Below are 24,286 nucleotides of genomic sequence, written 5' to 3' on the forward strand. Positions count from 1 at the left end.
CTTTCTTGATTAAGAAATATACATGCCAAAATGGACTGCGAATCGTGCTGGAAGAAATTCCACACGTTCGCTCCGTAGCAATAGGAGTCTGGATTGGGACCGGCTCACGAAATGAAACAGAACAAAATAATGGAATTTCCCATTTTCTGGAGCATATGTTCTTTAAAGGTACAAAGACTAAGACTGCACGCGAAATAGCAGAGTCATTCGACAGTATCGGCGGACAGGTCAATGCATTCACTTCAAAGGAATATACCTGTTATTATGCAAAAGTGTTGGACAACCATGCCGACTACGCATTACATACACTTTCAGATATGTTTTTTAATTCAACTTATGTTGAAGAAGAACTGACGAAGGAAAAAAATGTCGTATATGAAGAAATCAAAATGTATGAAGATACTCCGGACGATATCGTTCACGATTTACTAAGTAAAGCCATCTATGAAGAGCATCCACTTGGGTATCCGATCCTTGGTACCGAAGACACATTGAACTCATTCAATCAGGCTAAGTTAAAGGAGTACATGCATGATATGTATACTCCTGACCAGGTAGTCGTGTCTGTTGCAGGCAATGTCGACGAAACATTCATCAAGGAAGTCGAAAAGCTATTCGGGTCCTATGAAGGTGGCAAAGGGCCGGAAGATCGTATGAAACCTGTTTTTCACAACAACAAGCTCGCCCGTAAGAAAGACACGGAACAAGCCCATTTATGCTTAGGTTTCGATGGTCTTAAAATCGGTCATCCTGATATATACAATTTGATTGTGTTAAATAACGTATTGGGCGGCAGTATGTCATCCCGTCTGTTCCAGGAGGTTCGAGAACAGAGAGGACTTGCATACTCTGTATTTTCATACCACTCAGCATACGAGGACAGCGGCATGGTGACCATTTACGGAGGCACGGGGGCAAATCAGTTAGATCAATTATTCGATACGATAAACAGTACACTTGAAACACTGAAAGCAGATGGAATCACCTCTAAAGAATTACTCAACAGCAAAGAGCAATTAAAAGGGAACCTGATGCTGAGTCTGGAAAGTACCAATAGCCGCATGAGCAGAAATGGCAAAAATGAATTACTATTGAAACGTCACCGTACCCTGGATGAAATCGTCGAAGAAATTGATGGTGTGACGATGGATAAAGTCAATAGACTGGCCTTGAGCATCTTTACAGATGATTATGCTTCGGCTCTTATCAGCCCTGAAGGAGTTCTGCCAAAAAATATGAAGAATTAATCAAGAAAAGCAGACTTTATTGGTCTGCTTTTTTACATGCCAATCCTCTCCACCGAGGTTAAACTTTCTGCTTCTAAAACAATGGACAGTGTATACATTGTACTAAAGAGCATTTTTTTGGAGGGATACTAATAATGAGGCTAAGTGAATTAAGCGGGAAAGAAATCGTTGATTATAAAAAAGCGGAACGTTTAGGCATCCTGGGTCAAACTGATCTTGAATTCAATGATAAGTCAGGCAGTATCAACGCCCTCATCATACCAACAGGAAAATGGTTGAGAAAGCAAAGTGGAGAAATCAGGGTGCCCTGGCATCAAATCAGGACGATTGGGGCAGACATGATCATTTTGGAAGTATCGGAAGAATAACTGAAACAATACAATTGTGTAAACGGGTTAGTGCCCGTTTATTTTTTTTGATTACTTTTTCAAAACGTTCATATGCCCCTTTTCTTCTCACCCATTGGTCAGGTGCAACATACACTGTTGAAGTGAAAAGGGATTTAGAATAGCGATTATGTTAAAAGTAGGTGAAATCAGTGATGCTGACTGGAATGCAGATCGCAGTTCTAGGCGGAGATGCTCGTCAACTTGAGATCATTCGAAAGCTTACAGAGTTGGATGCCAAAATATCGCTCGTAGGTTTTGAACAACTAGATCATGCCTTTACAGGGGCTTCGAAGGAAAAACTTGATGAAGTGGATTTTTCGTTGATTGATGCCATCATATTACCTGTACCAGGCACGAATCTTCAAGGAGAAATAGATACGATTTTTTCCAATGAGAAAATCATGTTAACCGAAGAAATTGTAGCTGAGACGCCAGAGCACTGTACGATCTATTCAGGAATTAGTAATGCATACTTGGATAAAATCATGACTTCAACGAACCGTAAACTTATTCAGTTGTTTGAAAGGGACGACGTTGCCATTTATAATTCCATTCCTACAGTAGAGGGAACGATTATGATGGCTATTCAACATACAGACTTTACTATACATGGATCTGACATCATCATATTGGGTCTCGGGAGAGTCGGTATGAGTGTAGCTAGAACGTTTCATCATTTAGGTGGAAGAGTAAAGGTCGGGGTTCGTAAAAGTGAACATCTGGCAAGGGTGACGGAAATGGGGTTAGTGCCATTTCACTTGGATAATCTGGAAAAAGAAGTTGAGAATTGTGACATTTGTATTAATACAATTCCAGTGCATATCGTGAAGGCTGCTGTCATTGCTAAGATGCCTGCACATACGTTAATCATCGATCTTGCTTCAAAGCCTGGTGGTACAGATTTTCGTTATGCAGAAAAGCGTGGAATAAAAGCGCTATTAGCCCCAGGGCTCCCTGGAATTGTAGCACCGAAAACGGCTGGGCAGATACTGGCGAATGTCCTTTGTCAATTATTAGAGAAGGATTTTGATTTAGGAAAGGAGAGTTCATCATGAGTGTGAAAGGAAAACGTATCGGGTTTGGTTTGACAGGATCTCACTGTACGTATGATGCAGTATTCCCGGAAATCGAGCGATTAGTGAATAATGGAGCGGAAGTCATGCCGATTGTGACATCAACCGTTATGAACACCGAGACAAGATTCGGTAAAGGGGAAGATTGGATCAAACGAATCGAAGAAGTAACAGGTCATAAAGTCATCGATTCAATCGTCAAGGCAGAGCCACTTGGTCCGAAGATCCCATTGGATTGCATGGTGATTGCACCCTTAACAGGAAATTCTATGAGTAAATTTGCCAATGCCATGACCGATTCTCCTGTATTGATGGCTGCTAAGGCAACGATTCGTAATCATCGTCCTGTGGTGCTCGGTATTTCCACAAATGATGCTCTTGGATTAAATGGTGTGAATTTGATGCGATTAATTTCGACAAAAGACATCTATTTTATTCCATTTGGGCAGGATGCACCTGTTGCTAAGCCTAAATCAATGGTGGCCAGGATGACACTGATCCAGGAAACAATAGAAGCAGCGATGGAAGGAAGGCAGCTTCAACCCGTCATCATTGAAAGATATTTGGATTAATACAGGAAGAAGGTCATCTCATTATCCTTTTATGATGACCTTCTTTTCATGCATGTATAAGAAGGCTGCTTAAATGAAAGAACCGCAACTTGAAATAAAAAATTCCTATTGTCGAATAATTGTTTATGTTAAAATATTCTTTATTATAGTAATAGACTAAATTCATTTACCTATTGTACTATGAAAATACTGAATGGTTGGAAGGAGAGAAGATTTTGAATACAACGGGATTACATGTAGCTGTTGTGGGTGCCACAGGTGCCGTAGGACAGCAGATGCTTCAAACTTTAGATAAAAGGGATTTTCCTATAAAACAATTGACCTTGTTATCATCAGCTCGATCAGCTGGATCCACTGTTATGTTTAAAGGCAAGGAATGGACGGTAGAAGAAGCGAAGCCTGAAAGCTTTGAAGGAGTCGATATTGCATTATTTAGTGCAGGGGGTAGTGTATCCAAACTTCTTGCTCCTGAAGCCGTAAAACGCGGGGCAGTCGTTGTGGACAATACAAGTGCGTACCGGATGGATCCTGATGTTCCACTTGTAGTACCGGAAGTGAATGAAGAGGATATCAAGAAGCATAATGGAATTATTGCCAATCCTAACTGTTCGACTATTCAAATGGTTGCAGCACTTGAGCCCATCCGCAAACAATATGGCCTCACGAAAGTGATTGTTTCTACCTATCAAGCTGTTTCAGGTGCAGGGGCCGTTGCAATAGATGAACTTCATGCCCAGTCACAGGCCATTTTATCAGGGGAATCCTTTGAGCCTGCTGTTTTACCTGTTAAAGGGGACAAAAAACATTATCAAATTGCATACAATGCGATACCACAAATTGATACATTTCAGGATAACGGATTTACGTTTGAAGAGATGAAAATGATCAATGAAACAAAAAAAATCATGCATATGCCTTCGTTAAAGGTTTCTGCTACTTGTGTCAGATTACCGGTTGTAACAGGTCACTCTGAAAGTGTATATATTGAAATTGAGAAGGATTCTGTTTCAGTGAGTGAGATCCATGAACTTCTCCGGGAAGCGCCAGGCGTAACGCTTGAGGACATTCCTGAAGAACAAATATATCCAATGCCTGCTCATGCAGTGGGAAAACCGGATGTATTTGTAGGCCGGGTGCGTAAAGATCTTGATGAAGATAGGGGCTTCCATATGTGGGTTGTATCTGACAACTTACTGAAGGGAGCGGCTTGGAACTCGGTCCAGATCGCAGAAAGTTTAATGAAGCTTGGTTTAATTAAATAATAAAGAGGGATCGATCCAGCTGAAGATGTCTATCAATCCACTACTATTTTTATCATACCTCTTGAACATATGACAATGAGGTGTAGTCATGAAAGTGATCGTTCAAAAATTTGGTGGAACTTCTGTACGTGACGAGGTAAGCCGCCTCAAGGCAATGGCTCATACGAAACAAGCAATCGAAAAAGGATATAAAGTGGTGGTAGTCGTTTCGGCAATGGGAAGAAAAGGTGAACCCTATGCGACAGATTCACTATTATCATTAATCGGAGGCAGGAATACTTCAATCAGTAAGAGGGAGCAGGACCTCTTGTTGTCATGTGGAGAGATCATTTCGAGCCTTGTATTTTCCAATATGCTTCTAGAGCATGGGATCCGATCAACAGCTCTTACCGGAGCCCAGGCCGGCTTCCGGACAAATAATGATTTTAACAACGCAAAGATCATCGAGATGAAATGCACTCGTTTGGTAAATGAACTCGAGCGGCATGATGTCGTGGTAGTTGCAGGCTTCCAGGGAGCAACGAAGGATGGAGATATCACAACCATCGGCAGAGGTGGAAGTGATACGTCAGCTTCAGCACTTGGCGTCGCATTAAAAGCGGATTACATTGATATATTCACAGATGTGGAGGGAGTCATGACCGCCGATCCACGGATTTCTTCCAAGGCAAGACCCATTACGGTTGTTTCGTATAACGAAGTATGTAATATGGCATACCAGGGTGCCAAGGTGATACATCCCAGGGCGGTTGAGATTGCCATGAATTCGAATGTTCCAATCAGGATTCGCTCCACATACTCTAATGGCGAAGGTACCCTTGTTACCACGCTTGAGAATACGAAAGCGCACAAAGAGTTCAGGAGTCATCCCGTAACAGGGATTGCTCATGTATCCAACCTAACCCAAATTAAAGTGTTTGCTAAGGAAGATCAATACAATCTTCAAGCTGAGGTCTTTAAGGCTATGGCCAAAGAGGAGATAAGTGTAGATTTCATTAACATATCCCCAAGGGGAGTCGTTTACACCGTGGGGTCGTCAGTTGCTGATGATGCAATAAATGTTCTTAGGAACATGGGGCATGACCCCGTTATTGAATCGGAGTGTGCAAAGATTTCAGTGGTTGGAGCGGGAATGACCGGAGTACCGGGTGTGACCTCTGCCATTGTTTCTTCCCTTTCCAATGAAGGGATTCGCATTCTTCAATCTGCGGACAGTCATACGACCATTTGGGTGCTGGTGAAAGAAATGGACTTGATCAATGCCATCAATGCCCTGCATGATACGTTTCAATTACAAGAGAGAAGTGCTGCATTCAAAGTGGGATAATCACAAGAGGAGAGTGACTAGATTGAATTTTGGCCGTGTTTCTACGGCAATGGTTACGCCATTTGACCGTAAAGGAAATATTGATTTTACTAAAACGACTCAGTTAATTCAGTATCTGATCGACAACGGATCGGATTCGTTAGTAGTAGCAGGGACGACAGGGGAGTCACCTACCTTAACAAAAGAAGAAAAGGTTGCCCTATTTCGGCATGTAGTGAAAGTTGTGGATGGAAGGATTCCAGTCATTGCTGGGACGGGAAGCAATAATACCCATGCCTCGATAGAGCTTACGAAAAAAGCAAAAGAGGCAGGCGTTGATGCAATCATGCTGGTTGCCCCGTATTACAATAAACCGAGTCAGGAAGGGATGTATCAGCATTTTAAAGTAATCGCCGAATCGACAGACTTACCAGTGATGCTGTATAACATTCCAGGTAGATCGAGCGTCAACGTGTCACCCGAAACGATCATCCGCCTTTCAAAAATCGAGAACATCGTTGCCGTAAAAGAGGCAAGTGGTGATCTGGATAGTATGACTGAAATCATTTCACATACATCCGATGATTTTATGTTATTCAGTGGAGATGACGGTCTTACCCTGCCGGTATTATCCATAGGCGGAGCTGGAGTTGTGTCTGTAGCTTCCCATGTCATCGGAAACAAAATGCAGGATATGGTCTCTGCCTTTCTAAATGGGAAACCGGCAGATGCAGCACGTCTGCATCAAAGTCTCCTACCCATCATGAAGGGGCTGTTCATGAGTCCGAATCCTACCCCGGTCAAAACGGCTCTGCAGATGAAGGGACTGGACGTGGGCTCTGTTCGTCTACCTTTAATTCCACTCACAGAAGTGGAAAGGGCAAAGCTATCTCAATTATTGGAGAAGTCATTGTAAGCTAATCCATATTTAATTTTCAAAAGACCGTGAAGGATTGAGTTTCCTTTCCGGTCTTTTGTCATATCTATAGATTGTCATGATTTAATTGCTATAAAGAAGAAGGATTTACCCGTGCAGTATAGAAATAGTAGTTAGTATAGATGATTGCAGTGTTTTTCCTAATATTGATTAGTAAGGATAAAATTGGTTGTACTCCCAAATTCGTATCAAGTATAATGGATATAACTGATTGAAGATCGGGGAAGGAACAGCATAGGAGGACATAAATGTGAGTAAGACAAAGAATGAAAATATTAAAGTAATACCACTCGGGGGAGTAGGAGAAATCGGGAAGAACATGTATGTGGTAGAAGTGGATCATGAAATATTCGTGATCGACGCGGGACTCATGTTTCCGGAAAACGAAATGCTGGGAATCGATATCGTCATCCCGGACATTCAGTATCTGATTGAAAACAAAGACCGGGTCAAAGGAATCTTCCTGACTCATGGACATGAGGACAGCATAGGTGCGATTGGGTATGTATTAAGTAAGATCAAAGCGCCTGTTTACGGTACACGCTTGACAAATGCACTTGTAAAAGCTCGTCTGAAGGACGAAAATGTCAGGGAAGATGTGAAATTCTATACAGTACACTCAGATAGCTACCTTAACTTTGACGGAGTGAATGTCACGTTCTTTAAGACCACACATAGTATTCCAGATTCAGTAGGTGTTTGCATACATACATCTGAAGGAGTCATCGTCCATACAGGTGAATTCAAATTTGATCAATCAGCCAAACATTTGTATCGTCCGGATTTAGGCAAGATGGCACAAATAGGTGAGAAGGGCGTCCTTTGTTTGTTATCTGACAGTAAAGAAGCAGAAAGACCGGGATTTACGACATCTGAAGCAGTCATAGAGCAGCATATTACAAATGCCTTGCGGAAAGCATCAGGGAGAGTCATTGTGGCATGCTTCGCCTCGAACTTAATTCGGCTTCAGCAGCTATTTGATGCTGCAGACCAGAATAACCGTAAAGTGGCGGTAGTTGGAAAGAGCTTGAAGAGAGTGTATGATGTAGCCTTGAAACTGGGATATCTTCATGTCAGGGATGAAATGATCATCGGCATAGACGAAATTGGTGATTACCCCAAAGATGAAATCCTCATCATCGCGACAGGAACTCAAGGAGAACCGTTTGAGGCACTTCAACGGATGTCCAAGCGTTCACACCGTCTGGTAAACATCGAGGAAGGAGACACGGTCCTCATTACAGCCACCCCTTCTCCGGGCATGGAAGTGATTGTCGGCAGGACGATCGACATGCTTTTTAGAGCCGGGGCAAATGTATTGACCGCCAATAAAAAGGTTCATGTATCAGGCCATGGTAGTCAGGAAGATTTGAAGTTCATGTTGAATATCATGAAACCTAAATACTTTATTCCCATCCAGGGTGAATACAAGATGCTAGTCGCGCATACTCAGCTCGCACATGATACAGGACTTCCTCATAAGCAGATCTTTATTTTGGATAAAGGAGACGTCCTTCAATACAAGGACGGCAAGATGAGGATGAGCGGACGTGTACAGGCCGGGAATGTATTGATTGATGGCATCGGGGTTGGAGACGTAGGGAACATTGTCCTTCGAGATCGTAAATTATTGTCAGAAGACGGAGTTTTTACGGTTGTCGTCACGATTAACAGAAGGTCGAAATCGATTGTTGCCGGACCTGAAATCATCTCACGGGGATTCGTATATGTAAGGGAGTCCGAGGAATTGATCGAAGGGGCAGGGGGGATTGTGACCGATGTGGTTCATTCTTATCTGCAAAAAGGCTCCTTTGAATGGACAACCATCAAGCAGGAAATCAGGGATCAACTGAATTATTACTTATTCAATAAAACAAGAAGAAGACCGATGATCTTGCCGATTATCATGGAAGTTTAAAGTATGAGGCTATTTGTTTTCGAACAAATAGCCTCATATTTATTTGAAGCTAAAGAATGAAGTATGAAAACACTCCCATATTTAAATAATAACAAGAGAATGGGAATAAAAAGGAGATGTTTTCATGGAACAAAATCGTGAACGTATGCAGGACGAGCCGAACAAAGGACAAGATGATCAAAAAGACAAGCCTTCCGGGTTAATGGAGAAGATACAACAGTTAGGTCAAACCAATGTTCCACAGCTTTCTCAAGACTCTAATATCCATTGTCTGACGATTGTAGGACAAATCGAAGGACATATGCAGCTTCCGCCCCAAAATAAAACGACAAAGTATGAACATGTCATACCACAGCTCGTGGCAATTGAACAAAACCCTAAAATTGAAGGACTTGTTGTCATTTTAAATACAGTCGGGGGAGATGTAGAAGCTGGATTAGCCATTTCTGAAATGATTGCTTCACTATCCAAACCCACAGTCTCTGTAGTTCTCGGAGGAGGCCATAGTATCGGGGTGCCGATTGCTGTATCATGCGACTTCTCTTACATTGCAAGCACCGCTACCATGACGATTCACCCTGTTCGATTAACCGGGTTAGTCATCGGGGTGCCACAAACATTTGAGTATCTTGATAAAATGCAGGACAGAGTGGTGAGCTTTGTCACAAAACACAGCAATATTACAGAAGAAGATTTTAAGGATCTTATGTTTGCAAAAGGTAACCTTACCAGGGATATTGGGACAAATGTGGTGGGGGATGATGCAGTGGAATACGGGTTGATAGATGGTATTGGCGGTATCGGTACAGCAATCAAGAAAATCAATGAATTGATCGATCTGAGAAAGCAGTCAGATCAGCAAGAGGGGCTTGTTCAATGATTCTTTATACAGTGGTACCCAATGATCTTGTATTCCCGACAGAAGCCAGTGAATTCAGCGGTCAAATGATGATGGATTATCAGGGCATTCCCATCCTCGTCCAGCAGGAAGAAAACAAGTATCGAATCATCCGGGTCATGAGCAGTGATCCTGCACATTACTTGAATGAACAAATATGCCCAGGGGAATTTATCAACAATTAAGTGAGAAAGAGGATTTTCCCCAAATAGTGGTTATGCTATAATATACTTGCAAACGATTATTGATATGATAAGTTTACGGGAAGGGTCTGACACCTTAGGCACACACATTGCCCCAAAGGGTCAGCCCTTTCTTCATCTTTATGTACATAACTTTGGTAGACTTCAACAGAATTTAGGTGAATGGATTGGCAAAACGAAAAAAAAGAAAAAAACGTTCTCAAACTAGCTCCACATTAAAACAGACGATTAAATATGAGATTATCGGACTCATCCTTTCCGCCCTAAGCTTGATTTCCATCATTGAGCTTGGCGCTGTAGGGAAAGCACTTGTATATTTTTATCGTTTCTTCCTTGGGGAATGGTATATGATTGCCCTTTTATGGATGCTATATGTAGCGGGTTACCTTATGATTAAGCGAGAAGTACCAATGTTATTCAGCCGCAGATTGGTCGGGATATACATTATCATTGCAAGTTTCCTGCTATTGAGTCACGTGAAATTATTTGATCTCCTTTCCAATGGCGGGTCATTCGATAATCCAAGTGTCATTATGAATACATGGGATTTGTATTGGATGGATATCAGAGGTGAAACCAGTACATCGGATCTTGGAGGAGGTATGATCGGCAGCGTTCTGTTTGCCGTTTCTTATTTTCTTTTTGATTCACAAGGTGCAAGGATCGTAAGCGCAACCTTCATCATGATCGGCATCATTCTAGTGACAGGTAAATCCTTAGGTGATGTACTCGGAAGGGCGGGGAAGCGGTTCGGTGCCTTCATGAGTGGACAATGGTCAGCATTTAAGCAAGATATGAGTGATTGGAAAGAGGAACAATCCAAGAAAAAAGAGATAAAAGAGAAGAAGAAGCAAGATGCACCGCAGAAAAGCCAGGGATCGGTTGAGTCAGTGCTTCCTCAGGAAGAAGAAAAAAGGGAACCGATCATCTCGAATTTTGCAGAGCGTGCATATGGCGAAATTCCTAAAGATGATTCACCATCTCAAAGAGCTGTAACGGATGAAAAAGAAGAAGCTGAGTCGAACAATCTCAACCAGTCAGAAGGTGAAGCGGAGACTGCTCCCCCCATCACCTTCACTGAAGTGGAAAATAAAGATTACAAGCTTCCGTCAATTGCTTTATTAAAAAGCCCAAGAAAAACAGATCAAAGCAATGAATATCAATTGATCCACGCCAATGCCGCAAAGCTCGAGAGAACATTTCAAAGTTTCGGTGTAAAGGCAAAGGTTACACAAGTCCATCTTGGCCCTGCCGTAACTAAATATGAAGTGCATCCGGATGTAGGAGTGAAAGTAAGCCGAATCGTTAATTTAAGTGACGATCTCGCACTGGCCCTTGCAGCAAAAGACATCCGAATAGAGGCTCCGATACCGGGTAAGTCTGCTATCGGTATTGAGGTGCCGAATTCAGAAGTAGCCATGGTCTCCCTGCGTGAAGTACTTGAAGCGAAGGAACATAATAAACCCGATGCCAAATTGCAGATAGGCTTAGGGAGAGATATTACAGGTGAAGCGGTTCTCGCTGAGCTGAATAAAATGCCTCACTTACTGGTAGCAGGGGCAACAGGAAGCGGTAAGAGTGTTTGTATCAATGGTATTATTACCAGTATTCTTATGAGGGCCAAGCCCCATGAAGTAAAGCTTATGATGATCGATCCCAAAATGGTCGAGTTAAATGTATATAATGGTGTGCCCCATCTCCTGGCACCAGTTGTAACAGATGCCAAAAAAGCTTCACAGGCATTGAAGAAGGTTGTAAGTGAAATGGAGCGCAGATATGAGCTATTCTCTCATACTGGCACAAGGAACATAGAAGGCTATAATGAATATGTGAAGAGACAAAATAATGAGAACGATGATAAGCAGCCCCTTCTTCCATACATTGTGGTCATTGTCGACGAGCTTGCCGATTTAATGATGGTCGCTTCGAGCGACGTGGAGGATGCCATAACAAGGCTTGCGCAGATGGCACGTGCTGCAGGAATCCATCTAATCATAGCGACACAGCGTCCGTCAGTAGATGTTATCACGGGAGTCATTAAAGCCAATATCCCTTCGAGGATTGCGTTTGCCGTATCCTCTCAAACCGATTCAAGGACGATATTGGACTCAGGAGGGGCAGAGAAGCTATTGGGCAGGGGAGATATGCTGTTCATGCCTGTAGGAGCATCCAAGCCTACAAGAGTTCAAGGAGCTTTCTTATCAGATGAAGAAGTAGAAGAAATCGTTGATTTTGTCATCTCTCAGCAAAAGGCTCAGTATCAGGAAGAAATGATTCCCGACGAAGTGCCTGAAGATGAGAAAAAAGGCGAAGCGGAAGACGAATTATATAATGATGCCGTCCAGCTAATAGCAGAGATGCAGACTGCCTCTGTGTCCATGCTTCAAAGACGGTTCAGGATTGGCTATACGAGAGCCGCCAGACTGATCGATGAAATGGAAGTCAGGGGAGTCGTTGGTCCTTATGAAGGCAGCAAGCCGAGAACGGTCCTTGTGGGCAAGCCTTCAGAAGAACAAAGTTCATAAAAATAAGAGGTGTGTTACCCTAATGATTCAGAATGGGGTAACACACCTTTTTTTTAGGTGATTTTATGATTATAAAGCCATTTGAGTACTGGAAACATATAAAAATAAGTAGTTATCCACGAATATGTTATACTATTAAAAGCGTTTACAAAAGTAATGCTCTTGTTGCATGTATGTAAAGATTGATAATGAAATACGATACCCCTGTAAAAATATAGTTAAAATATCCCATGAAAACCCATTCAAAAGGTTATTTTTTCTAAAATATTACAAAAAAGGATTCGAAATTGTCATTCTAATCATTTTTTTCGACAAAATCACACAATGCTATTTATTTATCAAAAGAAAAGTGTTATAGTATTTTCGATTAGTAGGAAAGATATACATCAGAGGTCTGATGTCTTGAGAAAATGTGGTGGTGGTTCCAGTGACAATAAAAACAGACAATCGGCATTTATACTTACAGGTGATTGATCGTTTGAAGAAGGATATCGAGGCGGGAGTATACAAAGAGAAAGAGAAGCTTCCATCAGAATTCGATCTCTCCAAACAATTAGGTGTAAGTAGGGCGACTCTTAGGGAAGCTCTCAGAATTCTTGAGGAAGAAAGTGTCATCGTACGACGTCATGGAGTAGGTACATTTGTAAACGCGAAACCGCTCTTTACTTCCGGTATCGAGCAGTTGAACAGTGTAACGAACATGATTAAGCAGGCTGGTATGGAGCCAGGGACCATTTTCTTAAGCTCAACAACTCAAGAAGCTACTGAGGATGACGTGAAAAGGTTTACATGCAATGAAGAGGACGACGTGATCCTGATTGAAAGGGTTCGAACCGCTAATGGAGAACCGGTTGTATATTGTGTAGACAAGATTCCTGAGAAGGTAATGCCAAGGAATTTCACACATGAGGATAATTCGATTTTCACCGTTTTGGAAAAACGAGAGAATAAGAGAATCACTCATGCAGTGGCACAAATAGAACCAATGGGTTATCACGATAAAATCTCCCCTATTCTAAATTGCGAACCGGAGACGGCCTTACTCGTGTTAAAGCAAATGCACTTTGACGAGAATGATGAGCCGATCTTGTATTCCGTAAACTATTTCAGGTCAGACAAATTTAGCTTCCAGGTATTAAGAAAGCGCATATAACAGCAATCCATCTTACTACTAATTTATTACAATAATAGGGGGTACTCTAGGTGAAAAAACGTAAATTCGGTTTAGCGTTATCATTTGTTCTGGCGGCAGGTACATTATTAGGTGCTTGTGGAACAAGCGAGGACAAAGAAGGTGCATCTAGTGGTGAAGGTAACAAAGAAGATCAATTCACAGTAGCAATGGTTACAGACGTTGGTGGAGTAGATGATAAGTCTTTCAACCAATCAGCTTGGGAAGGCCTTAAAGCTTTCGGTAAAGAAAACGACCTGGAAAAAGGTAAAGATGGATTTGACTACTTACAATCACAATCTGATGCTGACTATGCTACGAACTTAAACAAATTAGCTCGTCAAGATTTTGACTTAGTATATGGTATCGGCTTCCTTATGGAAGGTGCAATCACTGAAATTGCACAACAACAAAAAGATTCACATTTCGCAATCGTTGATGCTGTTGTAGAGCAACCAAACGTTGCAAGCATCATGTTCAAGGAACAGGAAGCTTCTTTCCTTGCTGGTGTAACAGCAGGACTTGCGACTAAAACGAACAAAATCGGATTCATCGGTGGTATGGAGATTCCGGTAATCGAACGCTTCCACTCTGGTTTCATTGCTGGTGTTAAAGCAGTCAATCCTGATGCAGAAATCGTTGCAGACTATGCAGGGGCTTTCGACAAAGCTGAACTTGGACAAACAATCGCTTCTAAAATGTACACTCAAGATGTAGACGTGATCTTCCATGCAGCTGGTGGAACTGGTAATGGTTTATTCAAAGAAGCACGCGACCTGAAAGAAAAAGATCCTTCACGTGAACTTTGGGCAATCGGCGTTGACTCTGATCAATCTGCAGAAGGTAAAGTAGGAGATCATAATATCATCCTGACATCAGCATTGAAACGCGTTGATAACGCTGTAGTAGATCTATCTACTAAAGCAAAAGAAGGAAACTTCCCAGGAGGGGAACAAATCCTTTACGGTCTTAAAGAAGACGGCGTTGGGCTTGCTGAATTAAATGCAGAGCTTTCCAACAAAGATGAAGTCATGAAAAAAGTAGACGAATGGAAAGAAAAAATTACTAGCGGTGAAGTAACCGTTCCTGAAACAATCAAGGATGCGGAAGCTTTCTCAGCTAACTAATAGCATATGGGACAGGTGGCCAGCTAACGCTGGCCGCTTATCCTGATAAATAAGAGATTCATATGTTAATAGAAATTTAATTGAAGTATAGAACTTTTCTATCTTTCATTTAGATTTTTATTCGGGGAAACCCTTTTTTTTCTGGCGTGTTAAGGTCTGACCTCTAACTACTAGATAAATATCCCTAGTCTATGCAAGGAGTGATTAGCAATGGATTACGTAATCGAGATGCTGAATATTCGTAAGGAATTTCCAGGCATCGTAGCAAATGACAACATTACCCTCCAGCTCAAAAAAGGTGAAATTCATGCGCTTCTTGGTGAAAATGGAGCCGGTAAGTCGACATTGATGAACGTGTTATTCGGCTTGTACCAGCCTGAGCAGGGAGAAATCCGTGTGAAAGGGCAAAAAGTGAATATTACCAACCCGAACATAGCCAATGATCTTGGAATCGGGATGGTTCATCAGCATTTTATGCTCGTCGATACCTTCACTGTAACGGAAAATATCATTCTCGGAAGAGAGCCGAAGTCCGGGGCAACAGTCGATATTAAAAAAGCTGAAAAAGATATTCTCGATATTTCTGAACGATATGGTCTGAAAGTAGATCCTAATGCTAAGATTTCTGAAATTTCAGTAGGTATGCAGCAACGTGTGGAAATATTAAAGACACTTTATCGTGGAGCAGAAATCCTGATATTCGATGAGCCAACTGCTGTATTGACTCCACAGGAAATCAAAGAGCTCATTCAAATCATGAAAACTCTGATTAAAGAAGGTAAGTCCATCATTCTCATCACCCATAAACTGAAAGAAATTATGGAAGTGTGTGATAATGTAACCGTTATCAGAAAAGGGAAAGGGATTGGGACTGTGAAAGTTACAGAGACCGATCCAAATCATCTTGCCAGCCTGATGGTGGGACGTGAAGTTACGTTTAAAACGGAGAAGAAAGAAGCTACACCTAGTGATAATGTTCTCGAGGTTCGTGACTTAAACGTAAAAGATCATCGAAATGTCCCTGTTGTAAAGGGCTTAAACCTTGAGGTGAAAGCAGGGGAGATCCTTGGCATAGCCGGTGTGGATGGAAACGGACAAAGTGAGTTGATCGAGGCCATCACAGGTCTTCATAAAGTCGACAGTGGTTCAGTTAAACTGAATGGTAAAGAAATCGCAAATATGAAGCCTCGCAAAATTTATGAGTCAGGCGTAGGTCATATTCCTCAGGATAGGCATAAACACGGCCTGGTACTCGATTTTCCTATTGGGGAAAATATGGTTCTTCAGACTTATTACCAAAAACCGTATTCCAACAAAGGGGTACTTAGTTATAAGAATATTTACAATCAGGCAAGAAAACTGATATCGGAATTTGATGTCAGGACTCCATCAGAATTTACCCTTGCCCGTGCTTTATCCGGGGGGAATCAGCAAAAAGCAATCATCGGCCGTGAAGTTGACCGCGATCCGGATTTATTGATTGCTGCACAGCCGACCAGGGGCCTTGATGTAGGGGCGATCGAGTTTATCCATAAACGTCTGATTGAACAAAGAGATAACGGAAAAGCGGTTCTTCTGCTGTCATTTGAACTCGATGAGATCATGAATGTAAGTGACCGTATCGCCGTTATCTATGAGGGTCAAATTGTGGCGATCGTCAATCCAAGGGAAACAACCGAACAAGAACTTGGCTTGTTAATGGCTGGTTCAAAAAGGAAGGAAGCGGGAGGGAAATCAAATGTCTAATCGATTAACAAATATATTAATCCCGGTAATCTCGGTCCTTTTAGGTATCATTGTCGGAACGATCATCATGCTGGTGAGTGGATATGACCCGATTGCCGGGTACGCTGCATTATGGAATGGGATCTTCGGGGAGATCTATTATGTAGGAGAAACAATCCGTCAAGTAACACCATATATTTTGGCAGGACTGGCTGTTGCCTTCGCCTTTAGAACGGGTCTCTTTAACATCGGGGTGGAAGGTCAATTGATCGTGGGCTGGCTTGCAGCTGTATGGGTAGGGGTTGCTTTTGATTATTTACCAAAGCTGATCCACCTGCCCCTTGCCATCATTGCGGCAGCATTAGCAGGAGCGCTATGGGGCTTTATCCCGGGACTTCTTAAAGCGAAATTCCGCGTACATGAAGTAATTGTCACGATCATGATGAACTATATTGCTCTTCATGTTACAAATGCCATTATCCGTGATGTCATTACTGATCGTAAAGATCGTACAGAAATGATTGCAGATACAGCTTCATTGAAATCACCTTTCTTTGAAAGTTTGACAGATTACTCCCGTCTGCATTGGGGGATTTTCATCGCCCTTGCATGTGTATTCATTATGTGGTTCCTGCTTGAAAAGACAACGCGTGGGTATGAGCTTCGTTCTGTAGGGTTCAACCAGCATGCTTCACAATATGCAGGTATGAACGTGAATGGGAACATCATCCTTTCCATGGTCATCTCGGGAGCTTTTGCCGGCCTTGCAGGAGCGATGGAAGGTCTTGGGACATTCGGCTATGCTTCAATCAAGGGAGGATTTACAGGGGTCGGATTCGATGGAATCGCTGTAGCCCTTCTTGGTGGTAATGCGGCCATCGGAGTTGTGTTCGCAGCTCTTCTATTTGGAGGACTTAAAGTAGGGGCGCTGAATATGCCTCTCGATGCTGGAATTCCAAATGAACTGGTAGACATCATCATTGCCCTTATCATTTTCTTTGTAGCATCTGGTTATATGATCCGTTATCTGATTCAACGATTTAGTAAAAAGGGGGTGAAATAAGTGGGTTTTATTGATATTTTGACAATCCTCATCCCATCAACTTTGCTTTGGGCAACACCACTTATTTTCACTGCTTTGGGAGGGGCGTTCTCAGAGCGTTCAGGTGTAGTAAACATCGGACTCGAAGGGCTAATGGTCATCGGTGCTTTCTCAAGTATTGTATTTAATCTTGCTTTTTCAGATACTTTCGGTGCAGCGACTCCTTGGGTCGCGCTGCTTGTGGCCATGGTGATGGGGGGACTGCTTGCTATTCTGCATGCCGTTGCTTCCATCACATTCAGGGCTGACCAGGTTGTATCAGGTGTAGCCATCAACTTGCTGGCAGTCGGTTTGACTCTCTTCTTAGTCAAACGTATCTATGGAAAAGGTCAAACGGATATCATCTCTGAAGGGTTTGGGAAGGTCGATGTTCCTTTACTTCACAAGATTCCGGTTATTGGAGATATCTTCTTTTCCAACACATACTGGCCGCCATTCGTTGCGATTCTTGTATCTTTCATTGTTTGGTTCATTATGTTCAAAACCCCATTTGGTCTGAGATTGCGTTCTGTAGGGGAGCATCCTATGGCTGCAGACACAATGGGAATCAATGTAACGAAAATGCGCTATATCGGTGTCATCATTTCCGGTGCTTTTGCAGGTGTCGGCGGGGGAGTATACGCTCAGGCGATTTCTTCAGACTTCAGCCATGCAACGATCAGCGGACAAGGATTCATGGCACTTGCAGCCTTGATCTTCGGTAAATGGCATCCACTTGGAGCCATGGGAGCGGCCCTCTTCTTCGGATTCGCTCAAAGTTTAAGCATCATCGGATCAAGCATCCCATTATTTGAAAACATTCCAAGTGTATTCCTATTGATCGCTCCATACGTGTTAACCATCCTTGCATTGACAGGCTTCATCGGACGTGCAGACGCACCTAAAGCGCTTGGTACACCATACATCAAAGGAAACCGTTAATCGTTAATAAAATCGAGATCAAGTGAAAAGGATATCCCGAAAATAGGGATATCCTTTTTCTTTGTTTAAACTCCGTTTGAAATGGTTTTCGCTTCAAACATAATGGGAAATTCATAGGCATATAATAGTTTACTCAAATGAGTATTTTACCAACAGTGGAAGATGCTTGAAATCAATCTCTCACTACATGTATAGTTATACATAAATACCACACAATAAGGGTGTTTATAATGATTGAAACCAAAATGATGGAAGCATGGAACTAAGGAGGACGGTACGATGACAGCCATTAACGAAATAGTCAAGAAGAAACATGGGTACACGCTACATATCGTTCAAACGGATAAGTATAAAACCAACAGCCTCGTTTTAAAAATGAAAGCACCCCTTGATCCGGAAACCGTTACATTACGGGGATTATTGCCCCATGTCATGCAAAGCAGTACGAAGACCTATCAGAGCACGACGGAATTACGCTCCTATCTTGATGAGTTATATGGAGCGAACTTTTTTGTGGATTTAGGGAAAAAAGGTGAGTACCATGTGGTCAGTATGTCTGTTGAGATCGCAAACGAAAAGTTTCTGAAGGACTCCGAACCATTACTTCAGAAAGGCATCGAATTCCTGGCAGATGTCTTGCAAAACCCTCATGTTGAAGAGGGTGGTTTCGACAAGAAAACAGTCGAAAAGGAAAAGCGGAATCAAAAGGTACGAATTCAGGCCGTTTATGATGACAAAATGCGCTATGCCAATTCACGACTTGTCGAAGAAATGTGTAAAGGCGAGAGATTTGCCCTTCATGTCAACGGTGTGAGTGAAGAAGTGGAGAGCATCACGGCCAAGAGTTTATACGAATATTATCAAAAAGTGATAACTGAAGATCAGTTTGATCTGTATATAATCGGTGATGTAGACGTTTCAGAAGTTGAAAATCTCTGTGATGAACTTTTCGAATTGAAAGAACGTAGTCCTCAATCTGTGGATTCTTCCGAGGTGAAGAGGAAAGAAAATGAAAACGTCGTAAAAGAGAAGCAGGATGTGAAACAAGGAAAGCTGAATATGGGTTACCGTACACATACGAAATATGGAGATGCTGATTATTTCGCCCTTCAAGTATTCAATGGTATATTCGGTGGATTCTCCCATTCCAAGTTGTTCATTAACGTGAGGGAAAAAGCGAGCCTGGCATACTACGCTGCGAGCCGCCTCGAGAGTCATAAAGGTTTATTGATGGTCATGTCAGGAATCGAATTCGAGAAGTATGATCAAGCGGTCGGCATCATCAACGAGCAGCTTCAAGCAATGAAGGACGGGGATTTTACAGATGGTGAGATCGAACAGACGAAAGCAGTCATCCGGAATCAGCTCCTTGAAACGATTGATACATCCAGAGGTCTGGTCGAGGTCCTATATCATAATGCAGTAGCACATGAAGAAATCGACTTGAAACATTGGCTTGATGAAATTGAAAAAACGACAAAAGAAGATATCGTGAAAGCGGCAAATAAAGTTGAACTCGATACAATCTACTTTCTAACAGGAATGGAGGGATAAAGATGAAGAAAATTTCCTTCGATCAATTACAGGAAAATTTGTATTATGAAAAGATGTCAAACGGGCTGGACGTATATATCCTTCCAAAAAAAGGATTCAATAAGACATATGCCACTTTTACAACGAAATATGGAAGCATAGACAATCATTTCGTCCCTCTTGGTGAAGATGAATTCGTCAAGGTACCCGATGGGATTGCCCATTTCTTGGAACACAAGCTATTTGAAAAAGAAGATGGAGATGTCTTCCAACAATTCAGTAAGCAGGGAGCATCTGCCAATGCCTTCACCTCCTTCACCCGGACTGCTTATCTATTCTCAAGTACGACCAATGTAGAACGGAATTTAGAAACGCTTATTGATTTCGTCCAGGACCCTTACTTCACAGAAAAAACGGTGGAAAAAGAAAAAGGAATCATTGGTCAGGAAATCACGATGTATGACGATAATCCGGATTGGCGACTATACTTCGGCGTCATACAGAATATGTATAAGAATCACCCCGTGAAGATTGATATCGCAGGTACCATTGAGTCCATTACTCCAATTACGAAAGATATGCTGTATCAGTGTTACAATACATTCTACCACCCGAGCAATATGCTTCTCTTTGTGGTGGGCTCAGTAGATCCCGATCAAATCATGAATCAGATCCGTTCAAATCAGGAAAAGAAGGATTATGAAAAGATGCCTGAAATCAAACGGAAATTTGAGGATGAACCAGAGACCGTTGCAGAGACGAAACAAGTGCTTAAGATGAATGTGCAGAGTCCTAAATGCCTGGTTGGCCTTAAAGCCCCAGAGCCGCATCAACAAGGCAAGGAAATGCTCAGACAGGAGCTATCCATGAATGTTTTCCTCGATATGGTGTTTGGAAAGAGCTCACCTCATTATTCTGAACTTTATAATGATGGCTTGATCGATGAAACATTCCATTATGACTATACGCAGGAAAATGGCTTTGGTTTCCTTACTGTAGGTGGTGATACGGAAAGACCAGATGAACTGGCTGAGAAAGTACAATCACTTCTTCTGAAAGCGAAAGAGGAATCTCTCTTCACAGAAGAAGGACTTGAGAGAACGAAGAAGAAAAAGATCGGTTCATTCCTTCGTGCCATTAACTCTCCTGAATATATCGCCAATCAATTTACACGCTACGCGTTTAATGAGATGGATTTATTTGAAGTAGTACCGACTCTTGAAGCGTTGAAATATGATGATATTCAGGCTGTTGCTGATTCGATTATTAGTGAAGAACGTTTTACCGTGTGTCAGGTAGTACCTAAATCATGACAGTAGGGGAGCTATTCTTTTTTAAGGGTAGTTCCTCTCTTTATGTTATATTTGTTTGGAGTGAACAGAATGAAATTCGCATTAATTACAGGATCATCCGGTGGTATTGGCAGCAGTACAGCCCTTAAACTGGCAGAAGAGGGATGGAACCTCTATTTGCATTACCATACCAATAAAAAGGCTGTGGAAGAGTTAATACATAAAGTGGAAGGATTCGGAGTGGAAGCGATCCCCATCCGTGCGGATCTGTCTTTACCGGAAGAAGTGGGGAGGCTTGTAGAGTCGATTTTCCGGCTTGATGCCATCATATATTGCAGTGGGAATTCAAGCTGGGGACTCTTCCAGGATCAAACTGAAAATCATATGGACGAGATGATCAATCTACATGTCAAAAGCCCTTTAATTCTTGTTCAAAAGCTGCTTCCAAAGATCATTGAAAGAAAAGGGGGCATCGTTATGGTCAGCTCGATCTGGGGTCAGATTGGCGGGGCTTGTGAGGTTGTATATTCAACCGTTAAAGGTGCCCAATTGGCATTTGTTAAATCTTTGAGTAAAGAACTCGCTCTAAGTGGTGTGAGAGTCAACGCAGTTGCACCAGGGGTTGTAGAAACCGCCATGATGAGCGCCTTCACAGACGACGATAAACATTCCTTGTATGATGAGATTCCAATGGGCCGCTTCGCCCAACCGGACGAGATTGCAGATTCTATTCAGTTTCTATTATCTTCCAAGGCGACGTATATTACCGGTCAAACCCTTTCTGTCAATGGGGGCTGGTACACATAAAATATTTCTTAGGGCAATTGTTTAAGGCGCATAATTTTCTTTCCGGGATACAAACTAAGGTTGTATTTCAATAAAGGAGGTCATGACAAATGTCTGTATTAGATAACTGGTCTGATTGGAAAAACTTTTTAGGGGACCGTCTTCACCAGGCAGAGCACGGCGGCATGGAGCATGAAACGGTAAATGATTTAGCATACCAAATTGGTGACTATCTTGCCAATCAGGTTGAAGCTAAAAATGATCAGGAAAAAGTATTAGCGGATTTATGGTCTGTCGCTTCTCCTGAAGAGCAACATGCCATCGCGAACATGATGGTGAAACTTGTTAACAACAATGGTACTCGCTAAGGAGAGGGATTTCCCTCTCCTTTTTCTTATATAAGGAACTTCCGCGATAATGGAAAGTGGCCCACCGGAAAGAGCACTTGTGAAATGAGAAATTCTACATATTTATATAGGTTTTGCTTTTCTATTACCTGAAAATCATTTATTATAATACCTAGATGTTTAAATACATGCTAACAATTTGTCAAAATCGGAATGTCACAGCCTTCAGGAGGGGACCAATGGAACGCAAAGAGTGGTATTTAGAATATGAAATTCAAAAGAATCGTCCAGGCCTCTTAGGTGATATATCCTCTTTATTAGGAATGCTCTCTATAAATATAGTGACCATAAATGGCGTAGATGAAGGAAGAAGGGGAATGCTTCTCCTTGCAAATAATGACGAACAGATCATGAGGCTTGAGTCCATTCTTCAAACGATGGATACGATCAACGTGACAAAGCTAAGGGAACCGAAATTAAGGGATCGGCTTGCCGTTCGACACGGACGCTACATCCAGCGTGATGCCGATGATAAGAAAACGTTTCGGTTTGTTCGTGACGAGCTCGGTTTATTGGTTGATTTTCTTGCTGAATTATTCAAGCAGGAAGGACATAAGCTTGTTGGGATAAGAGGGATGCCCCGTGTCGGGAAGACCGAATCCATTGTGGCATCAAGTGTATGCGCAAACAAGAAATGGCTTTTTGTCTCTTCTACTTTATTAAAGCAAACGATTCGAAGCAAACTGATCGAGGATGAATATTCCTCAGAAAATCTTTTTATTATAGACGGTATTGTATCGACACGACGTGCAAGTGAGAAGCATTGGCAGCTGGTGAGGGAAATCATGAGGCTGCCTGCTGTGAAAGTAATCGAACATCCTGATGTTTTCGTTCAAAACTCTGAATATTCACTAGAAGATTTTGATTATATCATTGAACTTAGAAACGATCCTGATGAAGAAATTACATACGAATTGGTAGAACAAAATAATCTATTTCAAAATTCCGATTTTGGAGGTTTTGATTTTTAATATTGGAAGGTGTTAAGTGGTGACGGAATTAGGAAATCGTTTAAAGGAAGCACGTGAGGCTAAAAGTTACAGCCTTGATGATTTGCAAAGGATAACGAAGATTCAAAAACGTTATTTAATCGGAATTGAAGAAGGGAATTATGATGCAATGCCCGGTAAATTTTATGTACGGGCATTCATTAAACAATACTGTGAAGCGGTAGGGCTTCCTCCAGAAATGATTTTTGAAGAGCATAAGGAGGATATCCCGACAACCTATGAAGATGAAATACCGGTCTCCCTTTCAAGGGTTCAGTCTCGTAAAAGTGTATCAGAAGGCTCTACGAAGGTATTTGACTTCCTTCCAAAGCTACTCATTGTCCTGTTCGTCTTGGGTGCACTGATAGCAGCTTGGGTATTTTGGCAAGGAAAAGTAGGGGACAAGGCACCTGAGGCCAATCCATCTGAAAATCGGACTCAAGTGGATGTGGATGAAAATAAGAGTGCTGAAGGTGAAAAACCTGAAGTAGCCGACGGTAAGAATGAAACTGACGAAGACAAACCTGCAGATGATCAAAAAGCCGGGAAAGATGAAGAAAAGCCGGAACAATCTTTAGAAGTAGTGAATTCGTCAGGGTATAAAACGACATATGAACTAAAAAATGCAGAAGAGTTCAAGCTGCAGTTGTCAGCGAAAGGGGACACTTGGGTGGGTGTTTATAATGCTGATGATAAATTGCTATTCGAAGGTTTATTAAAGAAGGATAACAAAAAAGAATTCGACTTCTCTGGCGAGAAACAGGCATATCTCATAATTGGGAATGCTTCGAACACAGATGTAACTGTGAACGGTAAACAACTTGAGTATAAAATCTCAGCCACGGATGTCGTGAGGCAGGATATCATCATCAATTATGAACCGAAAACAGCGCAATAATGTCA

Annotated in this window: 22 protein-coding genes; all 22 read left to right on the forward strand. The window is 42.0% G+C overall.

Annotation, left to right across the window (positions count from 1 at the left end; all coding sequences use genetic code 11):
- Positions 1-5 precede the first annotated feature (5 nt).
- The 22 genes from SLH55_RS10670 to SLH55_RS10775 all read left to right on the forward strand — a co-directional run bounded on the left by SLH55_RS10670 (position 6) and on the right by SLH55_RS10775 (position 24,281).
- The gene (locus SLH55_RS10670) at positions 6-1,247 is read left to right on the forward strand and encodes a M16 family metallopeptidase (protein WP_219168828.1); all 1,242 of its coding nucleotides are present in this window, start codon (positions 6-8) and stop codon (positions 1,245-1,247) included.
- 134 nt (positions 1,248-1,381) lie between these two features.
- Complete coding sequence (locus SLH55_RS10675; RefSeq protein ID WP_206850898.1) at positions 1,382-1,615, forward strand: YlmC/YmxH family sporulation protein; 234 nt, start codon at positions 1,382-1,384, stop codon at positions 1,613-1,615.
- 173 nt (positions 1,616-1,788) lie between these two features.
- Positions 1,789-2,691, forward strand: a complete 903-nt coding sequence (gene dpaA, locus SLH55_RS10680) for a dipicolinic acid synthetase subunit A (RefSeq protein ID WP_219168826.1) — start codon at positions 1,789-1,791, stop codon at positions 2,689-2,691.
- Positions 2,688-3,281: a dipicolinate synthase subunit B gene (gene dpaB / locus SLH55_RS10685; protein ID WP_257475123.1), complete on the forward strand. Its 594-nt coding sequence runs from the start codon at positions 2,688-2,690 to the stop codon at positions 3,279-3,281. The genes dpaA and dpaB overlap by 4 nt, the downstream gene beginning before the upstream one ends.
- A gap of 212 nt (positions 3,282-3,493) precedes the next feature.
- Positions 3,494-4,543, forward strand: coding sequence for an aspartate-semialdehyde dehydrogenase (gene asd / locus SLH55_RS10690; RefSeq protein ID WP_219169349.1), 1,050 nt, complete (start codon positions 3,494-3,496; stop codon positions 4,541-4,543).
- Positions 4,544-4,631: 88 nt separating this feature from the next.
- Complete coding sequence (gene dapG / locus SLH55_RS10695) at positions 4,632-5,870, forward strand: aspartate kinase (RefSeq protein WP_219168825.1); 1,239 nt, start codon at positions 4,632-4,634, stop codon at positions 5,868-5,870.
- Between the two features lie 22 nt (positions 5,871-5,892).
- Positions 5,893-6,765, forward strand: coding sequence for a 4-hydroxy-tetrahydrodipicolinate synthase (dapA, locus tag SLH55_RS10700; protein ID WP_257475121.1), 873 nt, complete (start codon positions 5,893-5,895; stop codon positions 6,763-6,765).
- A gap of 271 nt (positions 6,766-7,036) precedes the next feature.
- Complete coding sequence (locus tag SLH55_RS10705) at positions 7,037-8,704, forward strand: ribonuclease J (RefSeq protein ID WP_219168824.1); 1,668 nt, start codon at positions 7,037-7,039, stop codon at positions 8,702-8,704.
- 124 nt (positions 8,705-8,828) lie between these two features.
- Positions 8,829-9,584 carry a ClpP family protease gene (locus tag SLH55_RS10710; RefSeq protein ID WP_319003590.1) on the forward strand — a complete coding sequence of 252 codons (756 nt, stop codon included), beginning with the start codon at positions 8,829-8,831 and terminating at the stop codon, positions 9,582-9,584.
- Positions 9,581-9,787: a YlzJ-like family protein gene (locus SLH55_RS10715; protein WP_219168823.1), complete on the forward strand. Its 207-nt coding sequence runs from the start codon at positions 9,581-9,583 to the stop codon at positions 9,785-9,787. Before SLH55_RS10710 ends, SLH55_RS10715 begins: the two co-directional genes overlap by 4 nt.
- 185 nt (positions 9,788-9,972) lie before the next feature.
- Positions 9,973-12,330 (forward strand): DNA translocase FtsK, encoded by a 2,358-nt coding sequence (locus tag SLH55_RS10720; RefSeq protein WP_219168822.1) that lies wholly within the window; start codon positions 9,973-9,975, stop codon positions 12,328-12,330.
- Positions 12,331-12,757: 427 nt separating this feature from the next.
- Entirely contained in the window at positions 12,758-13,483 is a 726-nt protein-coding gene (locus SLH55_RS10725; protein WP_206850891.1) for a GntR family transcriptional regulator, read from the forward strand.
- A gap of 50 nt (positions 13,484-13,533) precedes the next feature.
- Positions 13,534-14,628: a BMP family lipoprotein gene (locus SLH55_RS10730; protein WP_219168821.1), complete on the forward strand. Its 1,095-nt coding sequence runs from the start codon at positions 13,534-13,536 to the stop codon at positions 14,626-14,628.
- Positions 14,629-14,838: 210 nt separating this feature from the next.
- Positions 14,839-16,374, forward strand: coding sequence for an ABC transporter ATP-binding protein (locus SLH55_RS10735; protein WP_219168820.1), 1,536 nt, complete (start codon positions 14,839-14,841; stop codon positions 16,372-16,374).
- Positions 16,367-17,416, forward strand: coding sequence for an ABC transporter permease (locus SLH55_RS10740; protein ID WP_219168819.1), 1,050 nt, complete (start codon positions 16,367-16,369; stop codon positions 17,414-17,416). Before SLH55_RS10735 ends, SLH55_RS10740 begins: the two co-directional genes overlap by 8 nt.
- A complete protein-coding gene (locus SLH55_RS10745) occupies positions 17,417-18,376 on the forward strand; it encodes an ABC transporter permease (RefSeq protein WP_219168818.1) in 960 nt (319 codons plus the stop codon).
- Between the two features lie 279 nt (positions 18,377-18,655).
- Positions 18,656-19,930, forward strand: a complete 1,275-nt coding sequence (yfmF, locus tag SLH55_RS10750) for an EF-P 5-aminopentanol modification-associated protein YfmF (RefSeq protein ID WP_219168817.1) — start codon at positions 18,656-18,658, stop codon at positions 19,928-19,930.
- A gap of 2 nt (positions 19,931-19,932) precedes the next feature.
- Positions 19,933-21,222 carry an EF-P 5-aminopentanol modification-associated protein YfmH gene (yfmH, locus tag SLH55_RS10755; protein WP_219168816.1) on the forward strand — a complete coding sequence of 430 codons (1,290 nt, stop codon included), beginning with the start codon at positions 19,933-19,935 and terminating at the stop codon, positions 21,220-21,222.
- A 69-nt stretch (positions 21,223-21,291) separates the two neighbouring features.
- Complete coding sequence (gene ymfI / locus SLH55_RS10760) at positions 21,292-22,008, forward strand: elongation factor P 5-aminopentanone reductase (RefSeq protein ID WP_219168815.1); 717 nt, start codon at positions 21,292-21,294, stop codon at positions 22,006-22,008.
- An 89-nt stretch (positions 22,009-22,097) separates the two neighbouring features.
- A complete protein-coding gene (locus SLH55_RS10765) occupies positions 22,098-22,355 on the forward strand; it encodes a DUF3243 domain-containing protein (protein ID WP_098351717.1) in 258 nt (85 codons plus the stop codon).
- Positions 22,356-22,573: 218 nt separating this feature from the next.
- On the forward strand, positions 22,574-23,365 hold the full coding sequence (locus SLH55_RS10770) for a DUF3388 domain-containing protein (RefSeq protein ID WP_219168814.1): 792 nt from the start codon (positions 22,574-22,576) through the stop codon (positions 23,363-23,365).
- A gap of 19 nt (positions 23,366-23,384) precedes the next feature.
- Positions 23,385-24,281: a helix-turn-helix domain-containing protein gene (locus SLH55_RS10775; RefSeq protein WP_219168813.1), complete on the forward strand. Its 897-nt coding sequence runs from the start codon at positions 23,385-23,387 to the stop codon at positions 24,279-24,281.
- The last annotated feature ends 5 nt before the right edge of the window (positions 24,282-24,286 follow it).

It is taken from the genome of Rossellomorea sp. YZS02 (assembly GCF_033963925.1).
Taxonomy (GTDB): Bacteria; Bacillota; Bacilli; order Bacillales; family Bacillaceae_B; genus Rossellomorea.